Genomic DNA, 1,523 nt, shown 5'->3' on the forward strand with positions numbered 1-1,523 from the left:
CCCAAACGGCGTCCCCTTCGCCGCATCTGGCACAGCCGCGACGACCAGCGTGCCGCAGGACGGGCAACGGACTGCCAGACGCCGATGGCGCTCAATCAAAGGCCTGATCGCGGGAAGCTCAATCTTATCGTGCTCGCTGACGGTTTCGGCAGGAAGATCGTTCGATAGGCAGGCCTGGCAGCAAGGGCATTGGTCGGGATGATGGTTGATGATCGGCATCCTCGCTCAGGGCGCGGCTGTGACCCTTATGTCCCGGCTTGGCGCCGCCGGGCTTCGCCTTGTCCCGACGCTCCTTGCGATCGCTCGACGGAGGCTTCGATGACGTGCGCGACGTCTTGTCCGGTCGCTGCATCCGCAGCACCAGATCGATCAGTTCCTCCTTCGTCAGACGCTGCAAATCACTGCGATCCATTTCCACATGGATTCAGGGATTCTTGCCCCTGACAAGGGCGTGGGTAATTACCTGTTCGAAGCTGTAAAAGAGCTCGCAGAACCGCTGTAGCCATATCCGTCGGGATGGCTTCCTCGATACTCCTCCCACAAGATGAGGAGCGTGACGCCCGGCTTCTTGAGCTCGACGGCAAGATGGGCCCAGTTCGGCTCTGTGCGCCGCCGTGTGCCCTGTTTGACGCCATTGCGAGCGAAGAGTTTGTTCTCAAGCGCGTCATCGGTCAGCTCGCCTGGCAGGGGCCAACTCAACCCGATTGCCGCTGCGCGCCGCAGATTATCCTGCACTGTACTGCGTGCTATTCCCAGCACGACCGCAAATTCGCGGGAGCTGGTCCCGCTTCCGGCAAGCCGAAGCATTTGTCTCAACTGTCTCATGGTCAGCCTTCTCTTTGCCGGCATCAAAATCTCCTCGCTCGTAGCGAGGTATTTGATGCCAAAGGTGCGGACCCAGGAGGTAATCTTCAGTGCCGAAAACTGGCCGGTCTTTGGTTGAAATGGTGGCCGGCTTCATACCGGAATGGTGGCCGGTGTTTGTCGGAATGGCGGCCGGCTTCACGTCGGAATCCGCACCTGGCGGCGATCCCGGACACGTCGATTTCCGGCCGCCGGGTGGCGCGTGAACTGACGGAACTGATCGCCCACCGCGGCAAGCCGGGCATGATCGTCTCTGACCACGCCACCGAGTTCACCTCGAACGCCATCCTCGCCTGGTCGAAGGATCATCAGGTGGAATGGCACTTCATCGCGCCGGGCAAGCCGATGCAGACGGATGTCGAATCCTTCAACGGGCGGATGCGCGACGAGCTGTTGAACGAGAGCCTGTTCTTCGGCCTCGACCACGCCCGCAGTGCCGTTGCCGAATGGGCAGACGACTACAACCGATCGCGCCCACATTCGGCGCTCGGATACATCACGCCTGCGGCCTATGCCGCCAATCTCACCGCAACGGACGATCGGCTGCGCAACCCCGACCAGCTCCGCCGATCACCCGTTGCTCAACCCCGCCAAGAGGCGTAACAGAAACGGTCGAGGCTCTAATCGCAGCTGGATGACAGTTCAGTGGCATGTATGGA

2 pseudogenes are annotated in these 1,523 nt (G+C 61.1%); one reads left to right on the forward strand and one right to left on the reverse strand.

Annotated elements, in window-relative coordinates:
• Positions 1-412, reverse strand: a pseudogene (locus NKJ37_RS31880) (IS66 family transposase zinc-finger binding domain-containing protein); the annotation flags it as partial.
• Between the two features lie 608 nt (positions 413-1,020).
• Between NKJ37_RS31880 and NKJ37_RS31885 the strand changes: the two are divergent.
• A pseudogene (locus tag NKJ37_RS31885) lies at positions 1,021-1,502 on the forward strand (integrase core domain-containing protein); the annotation flags it as partial.
• Between the last annotated feature and the right edge of the window lie 21 nt (positions 1,503-1,523).

The sequence above is a fragment of the Mesorhizobium sp. M0140 genome (assembly GCF_040322475.1).
GTDB lineage: Bacteria > Pseudomonadota > Alphaproteobacteria > Rhizobiales > Rhizobiaceae > Mesorhizobium.